We start from the raw sequence: 17922 nt of genomic DNA, 5'->3' as shown, positions 1-17922 counted from the left end.
GGTTTACACAAAGCCGGCGGCAAATGAAAGGCAACTGTTCGTGCACGGCGCTTGGGCCAATGGCGGGGCATGGCTTGCGGACGGAATGACACCTCAAAATGGCTTCGAAATCCTGGCCGGCTGGTGCAGTCTGCCGCCATGGCCGATCCTTCCAAAGTCCTCTACGCCAGCGAGCCCAGGCTCGATTGTCGCCGAATTCCGCCGCGTGTTGGTCGAATCCGGCCTCGGCGAGACGCGGCCCATCGATGACGAGGCCCGCCTGAAGAGGATGCTCGACAATGCCAACCTAGTGTTGACCGCGCGCCTCGACAAAGAAGGCAAGCCGCTTGTCGGCGTCGCGCGGGGCGTCACCGACTTCTCCTGGGTCTGCTATATTTCCGAGCTCGCTGTGTCCGCCTCGGCGCAAGGGCTCGGCATCGGCAAAGGCCTGATGGACGAGGCGCGCCGCCAGCTCGGCCCTTCGGTCGCCATCAGCCTGATCTCGATGCCCGACGCCGTCGGCTTCTACGAGCGCATCGGCATGACGCGCATGGCCGACGCCTTCTGGTTCTCCCGCAAGCGCTGACGCTCCCGCAGCTGAAGGCGCCAGTCCGCGCAGCCCGGCACCCGATCTTTTTGCGCCTCACCGCTTGACATGCAACCAAATGGTTGCATATTAGAGCCATGAGCATGAATGCCGTCTTTCGCGCTTTGGCCGACCCGACCCGCCGGCAATTGCTGGACAGCCTCCATGCTAGGAACGGGCAGACCCTCAACGCGCTCTGCGAGCACATGGATATGACGCGCCAGGCGGTGACCAAGCATCTGGCGGTTCTCGAGGAGGCGAACCTCGTCACCACCATGCGCCGCGGCCGCGAAAAGGAGCACTACCTCAACCCCGTTCCGATCAACGAGATCGCCGAGCGCTGGATCGGCAAGTTCGAGCGCCATCGGCTCAACGCATTGAGCGACTTGAAGCAACGCCTTGAAAGGGAAGAGCCGTGAGCGAGAACAGCTTTGTCTATGTCACCTATATCCGCACCACGCCTGAAAAGCTTTGGCAGGCGCTGACCGATCCGGAATTCAACCGGCAGTTCTTCCTCTGCTCCCATCAGGAGAGCGACTGGAAGGTCGGCTCGAGCTGGAAGCTGATCTTCCCCGAAGGGCGCGTCGCCGATTCCGGCGAGATCCTGGAGGTCGACCCGCCGAAACGCCTGGTGATCAAATGGCGCAACGAATGGCTGCCGGAGATGAAGGAGGACGGCTACACGCGCTGCACCTTCACCATCGAGCCGGACGGCGAATTGATAAAACTCGCCGTCATCCATGAGGCCGACGGCCCGCACAGGCTGATCGCCAACGTCTCCAAGGGCTGGCCGCTGGTGCTGGCGAGCCTCAAGAGCCTGCTCGAAACCGGCAAGGGTTTCGAGCGCCCGCCGTCGAAGGGCTGAACTTCGTTTCGGACACGAGACAATTTCGCTGGGGGTGCGCGCGATGCTTCAACTATTCTTGCCGCAAGCCATGGCGAACGCCGATACGGTCATGGCCTCGGCCGAGCTTCCCGCCTCGCCGGACGAGGTCATTGCCGCGCTGGTCACCACTGAGGTCGAACGCTGGTGGGGTTCGCCCGAAACCTATCGTATGATCGGATGGAACGCCGATCTTCGCGTCGGCGGAAGCTGGAGCGTCGTCGTGGAAACGGCCGACGGTCGACGGCTCCCTGCGAGCGGCGAGTTTCTGGAAATCGAGATGCCGCGCCGCATCGTGCAGACACGGCGCTACGACTGGGCCCATCCGGCGCTTGGCCGCAAGGAAACGACAGTGGCCTATCTGCTTGAGCCAATCGGCGGCGACACGCGGCTCACCATCTGCCACGGCGGATTCGCGGGTTTTCCGGACGCCGCGGCCGAACATGCCGAAGGCTGGGCGCGCGTGCTTGGGTGGCTGCAGGGGTATTTTCACGCGGCGACATGAAAACAGACGCCGCGATCCTTCGCCCCCTCTCTGCCCTGCCGGGCATCTCCCCCTCAAGGGGGAGATCGGATGTCACGCCGGCTTTCGCCAATCTCCGGCGTTGCAGGAAAAGCGCCGTCGCCGAAACTGCCGATCTCCCCCCATGAGGGGGAGATGTCCGGCAGGACAGAGAGGGGGCCTCGTACCAGCGTCCAAGGAAAGCCGCGAGCGACTCAAATCACATTCAGCTCCCTGAACGCCCTTCCTTCCGCCACCCGCTCATAGCCGAACGCCGTGCAATCCACCGTGCGATACCCGCCATGCATGACAAGCTCCGCGATCGACTTGCCGACCGCCGGCGCCTGCTGCAGGCCGTGGCCGGAAAAACCGTTGGCGAACAGGAAGTTTGCGACCTCCGGATGCGGCCCGATCACCCCGTTCTGGTCGAGCGTATTGTAGTCGTAGTGCCCGACCCAGGCGCGCGTCGGCTTGATCGCCTCGAAAGCCGGGATGCGGGTGGCCAGAACCGGCCAGATCACCTCTTCGAACAGCGGCCAGTTGACCTCAAAGTCCTTGGGGTCGGGCGCGACATCGCCTTCCTCCGGCTCGGCGCCGCCGGTGAGGTAGACCGAGCCTTCCGGCCGCACATAGATGCCGGACGGATCGACCAAGAGCGGCATGTCTGCATATTTCTCGCGCGCCTCGAACACGAAGACGTTGCGCTTGCGCGGCTCGACCGGCAGTTCGAGCCCGGCAAAAGCCGCAACCTTGCCGGCATTCGGCCCGGCGGCGTTGACGACGGTGCCGGCTTCCAGCGTCTCGCCATTGTCCAGCGACACAGCGGTGACGCGGTTGCCCTCGCGCTTGATGCCGGTGGCGGAAGCCGTGATGAAATCGATCTTCCTGTCGCGCAGCGCCTTGCGGAACAGCGTCAACAGCGCATGCGCGTCGAACCAGCCCTCGCCGCTGCGGCCATAGGCGCCGGCGGAAATGCCTTCGACCGACAGCCATGGGAAGCGGCGCGCCAGCTGCCCGGCGTCTTCGAACGCGATATCGGCGCCCTCGGCGACCTGCGTCTCGTGATTGGCCTTGAGGATCGGCAGCCCGGCCTCGCCGGCGAGGATGAGATAGCCGCCTTCGCGAAAGCCGATATCGGCATCGGCGCCGAACGTTTCCTTCAGCCGCCGGAACAGTTTCAGGGTGAACTGCGACAGGCGGATGTTTTCAGGGATGGAGAATTGCTGGCGGATCGAGGCGCAGGACAAGGTCGTCGCCGCATGCGAGAATTGCGGATCGCGCTCGATCAGCGCGATGGAGCCGGTAAAGCCTTCCTCCCGCAAATGATAGGCGACCGAGGACCCGACGATGGCTCCGCCGATGATGACGATGTCGTAGCGCACTTTTTTCTCCGATCAGAGCAATTCCAGGAAAAGTGTGTAGCGGTTTTCCGTACGGAATTGCGTAGCAAGCCACCCCGGTTCTCAGACGACCGGCAGATTGATCTCGAAGCGCGTGCCGCGCTCGGAGTCAACCAGCCTGATCGTGCCATCATGCGCTTTTAGGAGGGCCAGCACGATGCCGAGCCCCACGCCGGTGCCGCCGGTCTCGCGCCGCGTGGTGAAGAACGGCTCGAAGATCTTGGCCCGGTTGGCGGCCGAGATGCCGTCGCCGTCGTCGCCTATCTGGATCGACGCGCGCTCGCCATCGGCCGAGGCATGGATCGCCACCTGCCGGGCGCCGTGCCTCGCCGAATTGTCGATGAGGTTGGCGAGCACGATGCCGAGATTCTCGGCCGAGATGCCGAGCCTGATATCGCCGCCGCCTTCGAGCCGCGTCTCCAGCCTGGCGTCGACAGGCAAGGATGCCAGCGCCGCACGAAGCGTCGTGCTTTCGCCACTCGGCTCCAGGTTTTCGGCGCGCGCCAGGTCGAGCAGCCGGCGCACCAGGAGATTGAGCCGCCCGGCATCGGTGACGATGTTGTTGGAAAAGCGCTTGCGCTCGGCCTCGTCCATCGCGCCGCCGGAATCGCGCAGCAGCTCCGCCGCGCCCTGGATCGCCGTCAGCGGCGATTTCAGCTCATGCGAGACATGGGTGGCGAAGGTCTGGATGGAGTCGGAGCGCGCCTGCAGCTTGGTCGCCATGTCGAGGAAGGCCGTCGACAGCGCCGCCATCTCGCGCGTGCCGTGATGGGCGAGCGGCCTGATCGCGTCGCGATCGCCGGCGGCGATGCGTTTCGTCCGCTCGATCAGCGCATAGATCGGCCGGCTGACGGTGCGGATGAACACCAGCGCGATCAAGAGCGTGCCGCCGAGAATGGCGATGGCCGCCAACGTCACCTTGCCGCGCTCGCCATAGAGATGCTTGACGATGTTGTTCGGCGTCCGCGACAGATAGACCACGCCGGCGACCCTGCCGTCGAGTTCGACCGGCATGGCGACGAAGACTCGCACCCTGGTGCCGCGGCTCACCGAATAAAGCGGTGGCGGCGGCTGGTCGGGGATGCGCAGCCTGAGCTCGCTGGCATAAGCGCCGGAAAGCGCGGTCCGCACCTCCTCGACCCCGCTGAGCGACTGACCGATCTCGTCGCCGCCGGCAATCACCACGCCGCGCGGGTCGAGCAGGCGAAAGCCGGCGAGCGTCGTCTTCTGCGTTTCGTCGAGAATACTGGAGAGCTTTGCGCCGATCGCCGCGAAAGCGGCATCGGCGGCGGCCGGAGCCGCCGCCGGCCGCATCGGCATCACGTCGTCCGAGGCGAGATCGAGGCGTGGCTCGATCGGTTCATAGGGATAGTTGTTGTCCCGCGCCGGATCGGCCGAGATCGGCGAACCCAACCTGTCCTGGGAAATGCCGGCGGCGCGCACCTCCTTTGCATAGACGGCGGCGACGACCGCCCCTTGCGCGATCAGCTCGCCCTCGGTCTGGCGGATCAGCTGGTTCTCATAGAGCCGGAAGAAGAACAGCCCGACCAGCGGCAGGGCCATGACCACGATCAGGATGGCGATGACGACGGTGGCGAGCCGCGGCCGCCACCTTTCCTTGCTCAACCACCGCATCGGCCGAGCCGGAAGCCGACGCCATGCACCGTCGCGATCGCATCGGCGCAGCCGACTGCCGCCAGCTTGGCCCGCACGTTGCGGATGTGGCTGTCGACCGTGCGTTCCGAGACATGGATGTTCGAGGCATAGGCATTGGCCATCACCGCGTCGCGGCCAAGCACGTGAAGCGGGCGGGCGAGGAAGCCTTTCAGGATGGCGAATTCGATCGCCGTCAGGGTGAGCGGCTTGCCGTCGAAGCTCGCCGCATGGCTTGCCGGGACAAGCATGAGCTTGCCATGCGCGAATTCCCGCTCGTCCGCTTCTTCCTCGACCGGCGCCGGACGCGCGCGCCGGAGGATGGCGTTGACGCGGGCGACCAGCTCGCGCGGGCTGAACGGCTTGGTCACATAGTCGTCGCCGCCCATTTCCAGCCCCAGGATGCGGTCGATTTCCTCATCCCGCGCGGACAAAAACAGCACCGGCACGTCGGATCTTTGCCTCAGCCGCCGGCAGACCTCCAGCCCGTCCATCTCCGGCATGCCGATGTCGAGCACGATGAGATCGGGCGCGCGCCGCTCGACCGCCTGGAGCGCTGCCGCGCCGTCGGCGACGGCGGCCGTCTTCATGCCGGCCTTTTCCAGCGCGAAGCAGATGATCTCGCGGATATGCGGGTCGTCGTCGGCGACGAGTATGTTGTGCGGCATCGGTCAATAGTCCGGCGGGTAAGCTTGGGTGACGGCAGGATTAGAGCAATTCCAAGGAAAAGTGCGAAATTGTTTTCGGTCCGGAGCTGTGTCGGGACAAGCCCATGAGACCGCAACGCGCTCGGGCATCCGTGCATGCCTGGACAGAGCCCATGGCATGGTTGGCAAAGAGCCTCATCGCCGGACCCTCCTCGGCGTATCCGCCACATGGCGCGACCTCGGCGGGAAAAGCAGGACGTCCGCCGCGACGCGCAGTCTTTGCGGCGCGACGAGCCACCAGCCTTCGTCGCGGAGCCGGCGCGGCAGGGTCCAGCGGGATGTGTGTGGCTTTTGCATGACGGCCTTGTCGCAGACGGACGCGGTAAGCGCGCGGCGGAATGGAGGAGGTTTTCCGTAAGGATTTGCAGATTTCGTGCAGGCAGGTCGCCCTCTCCCCCTCGAGGGGGAGAGGGCCGCGAAGCGGTCAGAGGGGGTCCTAGCGCGTAAAGGGCCGACCTCATTCTTGCCGCGCAGAACGCCGGCGCTTCACGCGCGGCGACCCCCTCTGTCGCCTGCGGCGACATCTCCTCCTCAAAGGGGGGAGATTAACCTCCGCCTTGCCTCCCACGCCATCACCCGGCATAGATCGGCCATGACCGTCGACACCTACCGCCCGCGCCGCTCCGTGCTTTACATCCCCGCCTCGAACGACAAGGCGCTCGCCAAGATCGGCTCGCTGGCCTGCGATGCCGTCATCTTCGATCTCGAGGACGCCGTCCTGCCTGCTGACAAGGTTCCCGCGCGCGACAAGGTCGCCGGCATTCTCGCCCGGCCCGAAAAACGCTGCGAGATGGTGGTGCGCATCAACGCCTTGGCCAGCGAATGGGGCGCCGACGATCTTCTGGCTGTCGCCAAGGCCGAGCCCGACGGCATTCTCCTGCCCAAGATCGGCACGCCGCGCGACATCCTCGAGGCCGGCGACCTGCTCGACGACAATTCCGTGCCGGACGGCGTGAAACTATGGGCGATGGTCGAGACGCCGAAAGCGCTGCTCAACATCGGCGCCATCGCCGAGCTCGGGCGCGATCCGGCTTCGAGGTTGGCTTGTTTCGTGGCCGGAACGAACGACCTGGTAAAGGCGACCGGCATCCTGGCGACGCCCGACCGGCGCTATCTGATGCCCTGGCTGATGCAGCTGGTGCTGGCGGCGCGGGCCGGCGGCCTCGACGTCATCGATGGCGTCGCCAATGATTTCCGCGACCTCGACGCTTTTGCCCGCGAATGCGCCGAGGGAGCCGCCATGGGCTTTGACGGCAAGTCGCTGATCCACCCGGCCCAGATCGAGCCGGCGAACCGCGCCTTCTCGCCGGCGCCCGAAGTACTTGCCGAGGCCCGTGCGATCCGGGATGCGTTCGCGCGGCCTGAAAATGCCGGCAAGGGGGTCATCGCGCTGGACGGCCGCATGGTCGAGCGGCTGCATCTGACGCAAGCCGAGAAACTTCTGGCGAAGGCCGCGGTCATCGGCGCATGATGCGCCGATACACATGATAGGTTCGAAAAATGAAACTCTACCGCTTCCTGTCCGGTCCGGACGACTCCACCTTCTGCCACAAGGTCACCGCCGCGCTGAACAAGGGCTGGCACCTGTTCGGCTCGCCGACCTATGCCTATGACAAGAAGACCAAGTCGATGCGCTGCGGCCAGGCCGTGGTGAAGGATGTCGAAGGCCAGGAATACACAGCCGACACCAAGCTCAGCGACTGGTAGGGAAGGCGTTTAGAGACTGTTTCGAAATTCGCTCTGGCGAGTCATATGGTGGTGATTTCGAGAACCGGAGCGGAGCGGACATTTGTCCGTGAGCACCGGAAGCGCAGAAAGCGCCGCCAGATGGCCGCCGGAGTAGAATTTCCAAACAGTTTCTCAGCCCGCCGCCGCCTGCTCGGCTGCCTCCTCGATCCGCTCCATGTCGTCATCCGACAGGCCGAAATGGTGGCCGATCTCGTGGATCAGCACATGGGTGACGATGTCGCCCAGCGTCTCCTCGTTCTCGGCCCAATAGTCGAGGATGGCGCGGCGGTAGAGCGTGACGCGGTTCGGTCCTTCGCCGGTCTGCGGGTTCCAGCGCTCGGCGATGCCGCGCCCCTCGAACAGGCCAAGCAGGTCGAAGGGCGTCTCCAGCGACAGGTCGTCCATGATCTCGTCGGTCGGGAATTCGGCGATCTGGATGACGATCTCGCCGGTGAGCTTGCGGAACTCGTCCGGCAGATGGGCATAGGCCTCCAGCGCCATAAGCTCCAGCTCGTCCATCGACGGCGAGAGCTGATCGTGCCAAGTGCGGGTCTTGTAGATGCGGGCCATGAAACGTCCTTTGATCCCGGCATATAGGCTTTCGCGCCGATAGAGGCAAATGAGCCGGCTGGCCATGGGCTTTCAGGGTAAAAGGCGAAGGAATAAATTCCTTCGGACTCTGCTTGACTCTTCCGGGCGCCTCTGGAATCTATAAGAACATAACAGGAACAATTGCTGCCGGAAGTGAACGTCATGGCGATGAGCGCCGTGGCGCGGGACACTGTTTTTGCCCTGCGCCGCCAGATCGCGAAGATCGAGGGAACGCTGCCCGAGCGCCTGCAGGCGCCCTCCGGGAGCGCGCCTGCCCATGCCGGCAGGTCGGACAGGACGATCGTCCGGCGCGGCCTCGCGGTGGCCTCGCCGGGTGCCTTCCTGCATACCGGCATCGAGCGCTTCGACACCGCCCTTGGCGGCGGCCTGCCCAGGGCGGCGCTCAGCGAGATCCATGGGCTGGAGACCCGCGATGCCGGCGCGGTCGCCGGCTTCGCGCTGTCGCTCGTAAGCCTGAGCCTCAAGGAGAAGCAGGGTCTGCCGATCCTCTGGGTCGGCACGTCGGAAATCTTCCACGAGGCCGGCCTGCCCTACGCCAGGGGCCTTCATGCCCTGTTCGGCATCGAGCCGGAACAGTTGCTGTTTTCCGAGGCGCCGAAACTGCTCGACGCGCTGTGGATCGCCGAGGAGGCCGCCCGCATGACGGCCTTCGCCGCGGTCATCCTCGAAATCCGCGGCAGCCCGCGGCTTCTCGACCTCACCGCCACGCGCCGGCTGCACGCCCGCGCCCAGAATGCCGGCCGTCCACTGCTTTTGCTGCGCCAGGCGGGCGAGGCCGATCCAACCGCCGCACCGGTGCGCCTCATCGTCTCGGCGGCGCCTTCGGCAAGCCGCGAGACGGTCGCCGGACCGCTCGCCGGCTCGATCGGCCGCCCTGCTTTCAAGGTCGATATCGGCAAGAGCCGCACGGCCCTGCCCGGACAATTCACACTGGAGTGGAACCCAAATGAGCACGCTTTTGCGGAAAAAACAGAGAATCCTGTCGCTGTGGTTCCCGCATCTCAGCGCGGAGCGGATCCTGCGCCAGCGTCTGGGGCGATCCTGGCGTTCCCGGCCGTCGGATCACCTGCCTCTGGTGATCAGCCATCGCGACAACAACACCCAGCGCATCGCAGCCCTCGACGAGCGGGCTGAGGCGCTGAAGCTGAAACGCGGCATGGGCATTGCCGATGCCCGCGCCATGCACCCTTCGATCGACGTGGTCGAGGCCGACCCGGAAGCCGACCGCCGCCTGCTCGAAGGCCTTGCCGACTGGTGCGACCGCTACACGCCGCTGGTGGCGATCGACGGCGAGGACGGGCTGTTCCTCGACGTCACCGGCTGCACGCATCTGTTCGGCGGCGAGCGCGCCATGCAGGACGAGATCCTCACCCGCTTCTTCCAGCAGGGTTTTGACGTCCGCGCCGGCCTGGCCTCGACGCCGGGCGCCGCCTGGGCGGCGGCGCGCTTCCACGGCAACCGCATCGTGGCCGGCGGCGAGGAAGAGGCGCTGCTTTCGCCCCTGCCCTTGTCGGCGCTGCGCATCGCGCCGGAGACCCGCGCCCTCCTGGAAAGTGTAGGCCTGCGCACCGCCGGCGCGGTGATGGCGGCACCGCGCGCGCCGCTCGCCCGCCGCTTCGGCGCCACTCTGCTTTTGCGCCTCGACCAGGCGCTCGGCCGCCTCGACGAAGCCGTGTCGCCGCGCCTTCCCGTCGCGCCGCTCTCGGTCGAGCGCCATCTTGCCGAGCCGGTCATGCTCACCGACGACATCGAGCGGCTCATAAGCCGGCTTGCCGTCGCCCTGAAGACCGACCTCGAACGGCGCGGCGAAGGCGCAAGGACGCTGGCGCTGCTTCTCTTTCGCGTCGATGGCGCCGTCAGCCGCATCGCCGTCGGCACCTCGCGCCCGATGCGCGAGCCGCGGCTGATCCAAAGACTGTTCCATGAGCGGCTCACCGCGTTGGAGCAGAATATCGACGCCGGCTTCGGCTTCGACCTCGTGCGGCTTTCCGTGCTGTCGGTCGCCGCCTTCGACTTGGTTCAGGGCAACCTCACCGGCGAGGCGGAGGATGATGACGCCGACATCGCGCTGTTCGCCGACCGCGTCCGCGCCCGCCTCGGCGAGGCTGCCGTGCTGAAGCCGGTTGTTGTCGAGAGCCATCTGCCGGAGCGCGCCGTCAAGAGCGTGCCTTTCGCCGAAGCGCCGCAAAGGCGCGCGCCGGCGGCCGGGCGGGCGGCGCCACCCCGAACAGCCCCGCCGATGACCATCTATCCGCCGGAGCGGCCGGTGCGCCTGTTCCGCTCGCCCGAGCCGGTCGAGGTGCCGGCGACCGAGATCCCGGAAGGACCGCCGATGAATTTCCGCTGGCGGCGCGCGCTCTACCGCGTCGCCCGCGCCGAGGGGCCGGAACGCATCGCCGCCGAATGGTGGCGGCAACTGCCCGGCGAGGAAGAGGCGCCGACCCGCGACTATTATCGCATAGAGGACAGCGAGGGACGCCGCTACTGGCTCTACCGCCAGGGTCTCTACGGCAACGCGCCCCAGGCCGCCTCGCCGCGCTGGTATATGCATGGGGTGTTCGCATGAACGCGCTGACCGCCATCCCCTATGCCGAGTTCGGCATAAGCTCGAATTTCTCCTTCCTGCGCGGCGCCTCCAAGCCCGAGGAGCTGGTGGTCACGGCGAAATTCTACGGTTTTTCGTCGATCGGGCTTGCCGACAGGAATACGGTCGCCGGCGTCGTGCGCGCCTGGCAGCAGGCCAAGGTGGAGAAGATGCCTTATCATCCCGGCTGCCGCCTAGTGTTCGGCGATGGCACGCCGGACATCCTCGCCTATCCCCGCGACCGCCAGGGCTGGGGGCATCTGTGCCGCATGCTGACCCAAGCCAATCTGCGCGACGAGACCGAGAAGGGCGCGACATTGCTCGAGCTCGACGACCTGCTCGAATGGGGCGATCGGATGTCGCTGGCGATCCTGCCCAATCTGTCCGGCGGCGCGGGAGGCAATCTGGAATTTATTAGCCGGCTTAAAGATCGCTTCGGCGCGGCGCTCCGATTGGCCGTGGCGCCGGATTATGGCGGCAATGACCGCTTCCGCATCGAGCAGGCAGCGGCGATGGCCGAGCATGCGCGTATCCCGCTGATGGCGACCAACGACGTGCTCTATCATACCGCCGAGCGCCGCCCGCTGCAGGATGTGCTGACCGCGATCCGCCTCAACACGCCGGTCTGCGAGGTCGGGCTGGAGCTGACCGCCAATGCCGAGCGCCATCTGAAGCCGCCGCTGGAGATGGCGCGCCTTTTCCGCCGTCACCCTGAAGCGCTGGCCGAGACGCTGCGCTTCGCCGACGAATTGACCTTCTCGCTCAGCGACCTCGAATACAACTACCCGGACGAGCCGACCGAATCCGGCCTCGGGCCGCAGGCCGAGCTCGAGCGCCTGGCCCGCGAAGGGGCGGTCAGGCGCTATCCGGCCGGCGTTCCCGAATATGTGCTGGAACGCATCGACAGCGAGCTCGCGCTGATCGAGCGGCTGAACTATGCGCGCTACTTCCTGACCGTCCACGACATCGTCAAATTCGCCCGCAGCAAGGACATCCTCTGCCAGGGCCGCGGCTCGGCCGCCAATTCGATCATCTGCTTCTGCATCGGCATCACCGAAGTCGGCCCCGAGCGCATCGACACACTCTTCGAGCGCTTCATCTCGGAGGAGCGCAACGAGCCGCCTGACATCGACGTCGACTTCGAGCATGAGCGGCGCGACGAGGTCATCGCCTATATTTACGACAAATACAGCGCCAAGCGCACGGCGCTTGCGGCCGCCGTCATCAGCTATCGCGGCCGCTCCGCTCTGCGCGAGGTGGCCAAGGCCATGGGCCTGTCGGAGGATGTCCGCAGCGCGCTGTCCAGCACCATCTGGGGCTGGTCGACCTCCGAGCTCGGCGAAAGGGAAGCCAATGCCGGCGGCCTCGACCGCACCGATCCGCTGTCGCGCCAGGTGCTGGAGCGCGCCAACGAGATCATGGGCTTTCCCCGCCATCTTTCCCAGCATGTCGGCGGCTTCGTCATCACCCGCGACCGGCTCGACGAGGTCGTCCCCATCGTCAAGACGGCGATGGAGGAGCGCAAGATGGTCGAGTGGGACAAGGACGATCTCGACGCGGTGAAGATCCTCAAGGTCGACGTGCTGGCGCTCGGCATGCTGACCTGCCTGAAGCGCGCCTTCACCTTGCTCACCGACCATTATCCGGGGGCGCGGGATCCGTTTGGACGGCCTTACGTGCTCGCCACTCTTCCCGAGGAGCATGAGGACGTCTACGCCATGATCCAGAGGGCCGACACGCTCGGCGTCTTCCAGATTGAGTCGCGCGCGCAGATGTCGATGCTGCCGCGTCTCAAGCCGGAAAATTTCTACGATCTCGTCATCGAGGTGGCGATCGTGCGCCCCGGCCCGATCCAGGGCGACATGGTCCACCCCTATCTGCGTCGGCGGCAGGGCAAGGAGGCGGTCCATTACCCCAGCCTGGAGCTCAAGAAGATCCTCGGCAAGACGCTGGGCGTGCCGCTTTTCCAGGAACAGGCGATGAAGATCGCCATCGTCGCCGGCGGCTTCAGGCCGGGCGAGGCCGACGAGCTGCGCCGCGCCATGGCGACCTTCAAGCGCACCGGCACGATCGGCAATTACCGCCAGCGCATGATCGACGGCATGGTCGGCAATGGCTACGACAAGGAGTTCGCCGAGCGCTGCTTCAAGCAGATCGAGGGCTTTGGCGAGTACGGCTTTCCCGAAAGCCACGCCGCCTCCTTCGCGCTCCTGGTCTACGCTTCCTGCTGGTTCAAGACCTTCTACCCGGATGTCTTCTGCGCCGCGATCCTGAACGCGCAGCCGATGGGTTTCTACCAGCCCGCCCAGCTCGTCCGCGACGCGCGCGACCATGGCGTCGAGGTGCGCGAGGTCGACATCAATCATTCCGTCTGGGACTGCACCCTGGAGGCCACCGCCTTCGATCCGTCCCGCATCCTCGAGCGCCACGCCTCGATGCGCGACGTCATCGAGACAGCGCATGCCGTTCGCCTCGGCTTTCGCCAGATCAAGGGCCTGTCGGAGGAGCGCATGGATATATTAGTCGCGCAGCGCGGTAGCGGCTATCGATCGGTCAGGGATGTCTGGCTGCGCTCCGGCCTCGATGTCGGCGAGATCGAAAGACTGGCTGAGGCCGACGCGTTCCGCTCGATCGGCCTGGACCGCCGCGCCGCGCTCTGGGAAGTCCGGGCGCTAGACGGCAGGAGCGCCGCCGAGAAGCTGCCGCTGTTCGACCAGCCGTCGCTTCGCCTGCGCGAGCTGGAGCCGGAAACGAAACTGCCGAAAATGCCGCTCGGCGAGCATGTCGTGCATGACTACCGCTCGCTCGGCCTGTCGCTGAAGGAGCACCCCGTCGCCTTCTTGCGTGAAAGGCTTACCCACGCCGGCATCACCCCCAACGCCCAGCTGCCGTCGGTGCGCGACGGCCGCCGCGTCTCCGTCGCCGGCCTCGTGCTGGTCCGCCAGCGGCCGGGCAAGGGCAACGCCATCTTCCTTACGCTGGAGGACGAAAAATCGATCGCCAACGTCATCATCTGGCCGCGCGTCTTCGACCGCTTCCGCCCGGTGGTGATGGGCGCCCGCTTCATCCGCGTCACCGGCAAGCTGCAGCATGAATCAAACGTCATTCACATCGTCGCCGACAGGATCGAGGATTTGACCTCCTGGCTGAGCGTGCTGCTGGAGTCCGCCAATCGCCCGGTCATCGAGTCCGCCGAACGGCCGGTTGGATCAAAGGCCGACGCAAGCGGTGGCCTGCCGGTCCATCAGAATCTTGAAGCCCTGTCGGGTGCCGCACAACAGGTCATGCCGAAAGGGCGCAATTTTCAGTGAGGCGATTTCCAGCACAACAGGGAACGCGGCGGGAGTGAAAAACGCCTTCGTCATCCTGGGCGAAGCAAGGAGCGAAGCGACGCAGCGCAGACCAGAGGATCCATGCCGTTACCCGCGAGCGCCGCTACGGTGCAGAATTCTGCTCCGTTGCACTTCGTAGCTAGCGTCACGGCATGGATCCCAGGGTCTCCGCGACGCCGCTTCGCGGCTGCTCCGCCCTGGGATGACGACAGGAGGGGTCGTCCTGCCAGCCTCGAAAGTTCGCGGCATTCTTTCGGAAGTGGCGGCGGGGGTGAAATCTACGAAGGCCCGCCGAGCCGCGGCGTTGGCGGCGCCAGCATGTCCTCGGCCGAGATCGTGCGCGCCTCCGAAGGCAGCATGATCGGTATGCCGTCGCGCACCGGATAGGCGAGCTTCGCCACGCGCGAGACCAGCTCGCTGCGCTCCGGATCCCAGGTCAGCGGCCCCTTGGTCAGCGGGCAGGCCAGCAGTTCCAGCAGCTTCGGGTCGACCTCGGCTTTTCGTCCGTCACGTCCGTCCGCTGGCATCGCACTTTTCCATTGTCCAATTCCCCCGGCCCTAAGTGTGTTGAGATTCAGGTCAGGCCGAGTCGAGAACGGTGGATTCCGAGAACCGGAGCGGAGCGTACTTGAAGTACGTGAGCACCGGAAGCGCAGGAAGCCGCCGTTCGCAGGCCGGGCTCACCTGAATATCAATACACTTATTGTAGACTGGACCCAAACTCGTCATCCTCGCGCGCCAGCGTCATCTCGGTGATGGCGATCAGCGTTTCGGCGCGCGTCTTGAGGTCCGGCGCTTCCAGGAGCGCCTGTTTCTCGGCCGGCCCGTAGGGCGCCATCATCGACAGCGCGTTGACCAGCATGCCGTTTTCGGCGCGGCTGACGCTTTCCCAATCGGCCTCGAGGTCGTTGGCCTGCAGATAGGCGCGAAACGCCTTGAGCAGCGCCGGCCGGTCGATCTCGGCGGCGGCCGGGTCCTCCTCGAGATCAGCCAGGAACGGCATGATCTTGCACTGCCGGAACGGCGCCTTCGCCGCGAGCTCCTGCACGATGCGGAACCGGCACACGCCCTGCAGCGAGATCAGGTAGCGGCCGTCGCCCGTCTCGGCCAGCGAGATGATGCGCCCGGCGCAACCGACGCTGCACAGCTCCGGCTCGCCGTCGTCGCGCAATGCGCCGTCGAGGCTCGGCTGTATCATGCCGATCAGCCGCGAGCCGGCCATCGCCTGGTCGATCATCTGCAGATAGCGTGGCTCGAAGATGTTGAGCGGCATGCGGCCGCCGGGCAGCAGCAGCGCGCCGGCGAGCGGAAACACCGGGATTGCCGGCGGCAGATCCTTGGCCAGCCGGTAGAGTGCGTTACCAACGCGCACCGCAACCCTCCCGAAGCAACGCCGGCAAGCGCATCACCCTGCAATCTCCTCTCGCACCCTCTTGATCGGCACAGCCCTTATCTGGCGCTGGCACTCCTCCGCTCAAGCCTGCCGGCCGCGACAGCCGGCAAAAAACTTCAAAGCATGTCTCCCGAAAGTGGGAACGGGATAAACACATGCGTAAAATCAAAACCTAAAGCGCATGGAGCGAATCTGGAAGATCGCGACGCGCTTTGAGCGCTATTCCGGGACAAGTGCGCAGCGGCCTTCGTCCGGAATTGCGTCAGAACAAATACCTAGGGCGTTTCGCGTTTCTGTGAAACGCCAAAATGCTCTACGAGAACAGCAGCGACGACAGCTTGCGGCGCGCCGCCAGCGTTGCCTCGTCGGTCATTCCCCAGGCCTCGAACAACTTCAGCAGCTGCGCCCTGGCACCGTCGTCGTTCCAGCTGCGGTCGGCCTTGACGATCGCCAGCAGATTGTCGGCGGCCGCATTGCGATCGCCGCGCGCGTTCTGGATCATCGCCAGGTCGAAGCGCGCCTGATGGTCTGCCGGGTTGGCGGCGAGCCGGCGCTCGAATTCGGCCGGATTGCCGAGCGCGGCCGCTTCCGCCGCCAGCGTCATCTTGGCGTGCAGCGCCGCCAGCGCCGGCGCGTCCTTCTTGTCCTCGGGCGCCCGGGCAAGCACCGCCTCGGCGCCTTCCGTGTCGCCGGCATCGAACAGGATCTCGCCCAAGCCGGCGATCGCCTCCAGCGTCTCCGGCGCCTGCTCGAGGATCGCGTCATAGATGTCGGCCGCGGTCTGCACGTCGCCGGCCGTGCGCGCCTCGGCGGCAGCGGCCAGCGCGTCGGCGATCTGCGGCGCGCCGCCGCCCTTGCCGCCGACCTTCTGGATGAATTGGTTGATCTGGCTTTCGGGAATGGCGCCCATGAAGCCGTCGACCGGCTGGCCGTCCTTGAAGGCGATGACCGCGGGGATCGACTGGATGCCGAGCTGGCCGGCGATCGAGGGGTGGTCGTCGATGTTCATCTTGACCAGCTTGACCTTGCCGCCGGCTGCCTGCACCGCCTTTTCCAGCTGCGGCGTCAGCTGCTTGCACGGCCCGCACCATGGCGCCCAGAAGTCGACCAGCACCGGCTGGCGCCGCGATTCCTGGATGACGTCGGCGGCGAAAGTCGCGGTGGTGGTGTCCTTGATCAGGTCGGCCGCCGCCGGCGCCTCGCCCAGCGAGACCTTGGGGCGGTCGCCGCCGCCATATTGCACCGTCTGGGCGTACTGGCCGCCATTGCCGCCGAACGCGCCGCTATACGGATTGTTGTCGCTCATCATGTCGCCCTTTCGGTCGCGCTTTCAGGCGCGTCATTGTCGGATTTTGGAACCGCCTTCCATGTGGCGATCAAGCCCTGACTTTCAAGATTGTGAGACTTTCAGGATAACAGGATCGTGGCCGGTTGCCTCGACGAATCTGATCAGATCGGCGGCGGCGATCGAGGTCGTCGCCTCATTGGTCAGCGGGTGGCCGTTGATGACGTCGTGGCTCATCAATTCCTGGTCGAGCACCACCTTGACCTTCCCTTCCCTGTCGTTGATCAGGCCGAAGACGGTGACCGCGCCGGGGATGACGCCGAGCAGCTCCATCAGCATCTCGGGCTTGCTGAACGACACCCGGCTGGCGGCGCCGATCAGGTGATGGATCTGCTTCAGGTCGACGACGGCTTCCTCGCCGACGGTGACGAGGAAATAATTGTCCTTCTTGTCCTTGAGGAACAGGTTCTTGGTGTGGCCGCCGGGAATCTCGCCGCGCAGGCCTTGCGAATCGGCGACGGTGAACAGCGGCGGGTGCCTGACCGTCGAGACGGAAATGCCGAGATCGGCAAGAAATTCGTTGAGCTCGGCTTCGGTCTTCGGCATCGGTCCTCGCGCGATCGAATAGGGCTCATGCCGTTTACGGCCAACAATGCCATCGGGGCAAGGCCGCGGGGCAATTCCGGGAAAGCCGCGCGGAAGCTTTGTGCGCGGATTGGCGATCGCCCCGGTTCCGCGCCGTTTCGACGCTTTCGAAGCGGATCTCGCCGCACGAAGAAATTCCCTCCAAAAAGACCGTCATTTCCCTGTTGCAATCGCCGCGCTCTTCGGCCATATAGGCGCGGCTAGCGGCCCAAGGCCGCGCGAGCGGGTGTAGCTCAGGGGTAGAGCACAACCTTGCCAAGGTTGGGGTCGGGCGTTCGAATCGCCTCACCCGCTCCAGTTTCCTCCACCGAGGATTAAGCAAACGAAAAGCCGCGGACCACCGCGGCTTTTTCGCGTCTGGACCATTTTGATCTTCTTGACCTTCGGAGCGCGCCCGGATTGCCGGGGAAGTGACGACATCTGCCGCCGCAGTTGGCGCTGGTCATCCGGGAAGTATCCGCCGCCCATCAGACTTGGGTCGCATGCCGAAGGGACTGTAGAGCCTCTTTTGCCGGGCGCCTGACAACTATATGTTGAGTGAAAGTGCCGGAACTAAATCCGGCCGGGCATTTTCGCGGGGCGCAGTTCCCGCCAGTCGTTGCGTTGGGGCATACTAGATCAAAGAACGTCGGC

General features: G+C 65.5%; 17 protein-coding genes and 1 tRNA gene. 10 read left to right on the top strand and 8 right to left on the bottom strand.

Features of this window, described 5'->3' with window-relative positions:
- Positions 1-85: 85 nt before the first annotated feature.
- From EJ072_RS15130 to EJ072_RS15115, 4 genes are all read left to right on the top strand, one after another.
- Positions 86-565, top strand: a complete 480-nt coding sequence (locus EJ072_RS15130) for a GNAT family N-acetyltransferase (protein ID WP_348526833.1) — start codon at positions 86-88, stop codon at positions 563-565.
- 98 nt (positions 566-663) lie between these two features.
- Complete coding sequence (locus tag EJ072_RS15125) at positions 664-984, top strand: metalloregulator ArsR/SmtB family transcription factor (RefSeq protein WP_126080399.1); 321 nt, start codon at positions 664-666, stop codon at positions 982-984.
- The gene (locus tag EJ072_RS15120) at positions 981-1430 is read left to right on the top strand and encodes an SRPBCC family protein (RefSeq protein WP_126080398.1); all 450 of its coding nucleotides are present in this window, start codon (positions 981-983) and stop codon (positions 1428-1430) included. Before EJ072_RS15125 ends, EJ072_RS15120 begins: the two co-directional genes overlap by 4 nt.
- 43 nt (positions 1431-1473) lie before the next feature.
- Positions 1474-1953, top strand: coding sequence for an SRPBCC domain-containing protein (locus tag EJ072_RS15115; protein WP_126080397.1), 480 nt, complete (start codon positions 1474-1476; stop codon positions 1951-1953).
- Between the two features lie 212 nt (positions 1954-2165).
- On the opposite strand, the gene EJ072_RS15105 is transcribed toward EJ072_RS15115, so the two are convergent.
- From EJ072_RS15105 to EJ072_RS15095, 3 genes are all read right to left on the bottom strand, one after another.
- Positions 2166-3332 (bottom strand): FAD-binding oxidoreductase, encoded by a 1167-nt coding sequence (locus EJ072_RS15105; protein ID WP_126080396.1) that lies wholly within the window; start codon positions 3330-3332, stop codon positions 2166-2168.
- Between the two features lie 81 nt (positions 3333-3413).
- A complete protein-coding gene (locus EJ072_RS15100; RefSeq protein WP_126080395.1) occupies positions 3414-4985 on the bottom strand; it encodes a HAMP domain-containing sensor histidine kinase in 1572 nt (523 codons plus the stop codon).
- Positions 4973-5671 (bottom strand): response regulator transcription factor, encoded by a 699-nt coding sequence (locus EJ072_RS15095; RefSeq protein ID WP_126080394.1) that lies wholly within the window; start codon positions 5669-5671, stop codon positions 4973-4975. Before EJ072_RS15095 ends, EJ072_RS15100 begins: the two co-directional genes overlap by 13 nt.
- Before the next feature lie 631 nt (positions 5672-6302).
- On the opposite strand from EJ072_RS15095, the gene EJ072_RS15090 reads away from it, so the two are divergent.
- Both EJ072_RS15090 and EJ072_RS15085 read left to right on the top strand, forming a co-directional pair.
- Positions 6303-7181 carry a CoA ester lyase gene (locus EJ072_RS15090; protein ID WP_126080393.1) on the top strand — a complete coding sequence of 293 codons (879 nt, stop codon included), beginning with the start codon at positions 6303-6305 and terminating at the stop codon, positions 7179-7181.
- A gap of 29 nt (positions 7182-7210) precedes the next feature.
- Entirely contained in the window at positions 7211-7417 is a 207-nt protein-coding gene (locus tag EJ072_RS15085; protein ID WP_095820644.1) for a DUF1737 domain-containing protein, read from the top strand.
- Between the two features lie 153 nt (positions 7418-7570).
- Here the strand turns inward: EJ072_RS15085 and EJ072_RS15080 are convergent, their stop codons facing one another.
- The gene (locus EJ072_RS15080; protein ID WP_126080392.1) at positions 7571-8008 is read right to left on the bottom strand and encodes a metallopeptidase family protein; all 438 of its coding nucleotides are present in this window, start codon (positions 8006-8008) and stop codon (positions 7571-7573) included.
- Between the two features lie 183 nt (positions 8009-8191).
- Here EJ072_RS15080 and EJ072_RS36770 point away from each other — a divergent pair, with 183 nt between their 5' ends.
- Genes EJ072_RS36770 through EJ072_RS15065 form a run of 3 tightly spaced genes read left to right on the top strand, consistent with a single transcriptional unit; the run spans position 8192 to position 13945 of the window.
- Entirely contained in the window at positions 8192-9184 is a 993-nt protein-coding gene (locus tag EJ072_RS36770; protein ID WP_126080391.1) for a hypothetical protein, read from the top strand.
- On the top strand, positions 9126-10616 hold the full coding sequence (locus EJ072_RS15070; protein WP_126080390.1) for a DUF6504 family protein: 1491 nt from the start codon (positions 9126-9128) through the stop codon (positions 10614-10616). Before EJ072_RS36770 ends, EJ072_RS15070 begins: the two co-directional genes overlap by 59 nt.
- Positions 10613-13945: an error-prone DNA polymerase gene (locus EJ072_RS15065; protein ID WP_126080389.1), complete on the top strand. Its 3333-nt coding sequence runs from the start codon at positions 10613-10615 to the stop codon at positions 13943-13945. Before EJ072_RS15070 ends, EJ072_RS15065 begins: the two co-directional genes overlap by 4 nt.
- Positions 13946-14244: 299 nt before the next feature.
- Here EJ072_RS15065 and EJ072_RS15060 read toward each other — a convergent pair whose 3' ends face one another.
- The 4 genes from EJ072_RS15060 to EJ072_RS15045 form a co-directional block, all read right to left on the bottom strand.
- Positions 14245-14493, bottom strand: a complete 249-nt coding sequence (locus EJ072_RS15060; RefSeq protein ID WP_126080388.1) for a Trm112 family protein — start codon at positions 14491-14493, stop codon at positions 14245-14247.
- A 173-nt stretch (positions 14494-14666) separates the two neighbouring features.
- Positions 14667-15338, bottom strand: coding sequence for an LON peptidase substrate-binding domain-containing protein (locus EJ072_RS15055; protein WP_126063591.1), 672 nt, complete (start codon positions 15336-15338; stop codon positions 14667-14669).
- A gap of 334 nt (positions 15339-15672) precedes the next feature.
- Positions 15673-16665, bottom strand: a complete 993-nt coding sequence (gene trxA, locus EJ072_RS15050; RefSeq protein ID WP_126083639.1) for a thioredoxin — start codon at positions 16663-16665, stop codon at positions 15673-15675.
- A gap of 84 nt (positions 16666-16749) precedes the next feature.
- Positions 16750-17250 (bottom strand): prolyl-tRNA synthetase associated domain-containing protein, encoded by a 501-nt coding sequence (locus EJ072_RS15045; RefSeq protein WP_126080387.1) that lies wholly within the window; start codon positions 17248-17250, stop codon positions 16750-16752.
- Between the two features lie 261 nt (positions 17251-17511).
- On the opposite strand from EJ072_RS15045, the gene EJ072_RS15040 reads away from it, so the two are divergent.
- Positions 17512-17586: transfer RNA gene (locus tag EJ072_RS15040), tRNA-Gly, on the top strand.
- Positions 17587-17922: the final 336 nt, after the last annotated feature.

It is taken from the genome of Mesorhizobium sp. M2A.F.Ca.ET.046.03.2.1 (assembly GCF_003952425.1).
In the GTDB taxonomy this organism is placed as follows: domain Bacteria; phylum Pseudomonadota; class Alphaproteobacteria; order Rhizobiales; family Rhizobiaceae; genus Mesorhizobium.
The sequence above is the reverse complement of the archived record's forward strand: the minus strand, read 5'-3'. Positions and strand labels throughout refer to the sequence as shown.

Excerpts from the sequence above, each read along its gene's own strand:
- trxA (WP_126083639.1), bottom strand. The coding sequence starts at position 16,665 with ATGAGCGACAACAATCCGTATAGCGGCGCGTTCGGCGGCAATGGCGGC.
- EJ072_RS15115 (WP_126080397.1), top strand. The coding sequence starts at position 1,474 with ATGCTTCAACTATTCTTGCCGCAAGCCATGGCGAACGCCGATACGGTC.
- EJ072_RS15090 (WP_126080393.1), top strand. The coding sequence starts at position 6,303 with ATGACCGTCGACACCTACCGCCCGCGCCGCTCCGTGCTTTACATCCCC.
- EJ072_RS15080 (WP_126080392.1), bottom strand. The coding sequence starts at position 8,008 with ATGGCCCGCATCTACAAGACCCGCACTTGGCACGATCAGCTCTCGCCG.
- EJ072_RS15045 (WP_126080387.1), bottom strand. The coding sequence starts at position 17,250 with ATGCCGAAGACCGAAGCCGAGCTCAACGAATTTCTTGCCGATCTCGGC.
- EJ072_RS15060 (WP_126080388.1), bottom strand. The coding sequence starts at position 14,493 with ATGCCAGCGGACGGACGTGACGGACGAAAAGCCGAGGTCGACCCGAAG.
- EJ072_RS36770 (WP_126080391.1), top strand. The coding sequence starts at position 8,192 with ATGGCGATGAGCGCCGTGGCGCGGGACACTGTTTTTGCCCTGCGCCGC.
- EJ072_RS15125 (WP_126080399.1), top strand. The coding sequence starts at position 664 with ATGAGCATGAATGCCGTCTTTCGCGCTTTGGCCGACCCGACCCGCCGG.
- EJ072_RS15130 (WP_348526833.1), top strand. The coding sequence starts at position 86 with ATGACACCTCAAAATGGCTTCGAAATCCTGGCCGGCTGGTGCAGTCTG.
- EJ072_RS15100 (WP_126080395.1), bottom strand. The coding sequence starts at position 4,985 with ATGCGGTGGTTGAGCAAGGAAAGGTGGCGGCCGCGGCTCGCCACCGTC.
- EJ072_RS15085 (WP_095820644.1), top strand. The coding sequence starts at position 7,211 with ATGAAACTCTACCGCTTCCTGTCCGGTCCGGACGACTCCACCTTCTGC.
- EJ072_RS15095 (WP_126080394.1), bottom strand. The coding sequence starts at position 5,671 with ATGCCGCACAACATACTCGTCGCCGACGACGACCCGCATATCCGCGAG.
- EJ072_RS15065 (WP_126080389.1), top strand. The coding sequence starts at position 10,613 with ATGAACGCGCTGACCGCCATCCCCTATGCCGAGTTCGGCATAAGCTCG.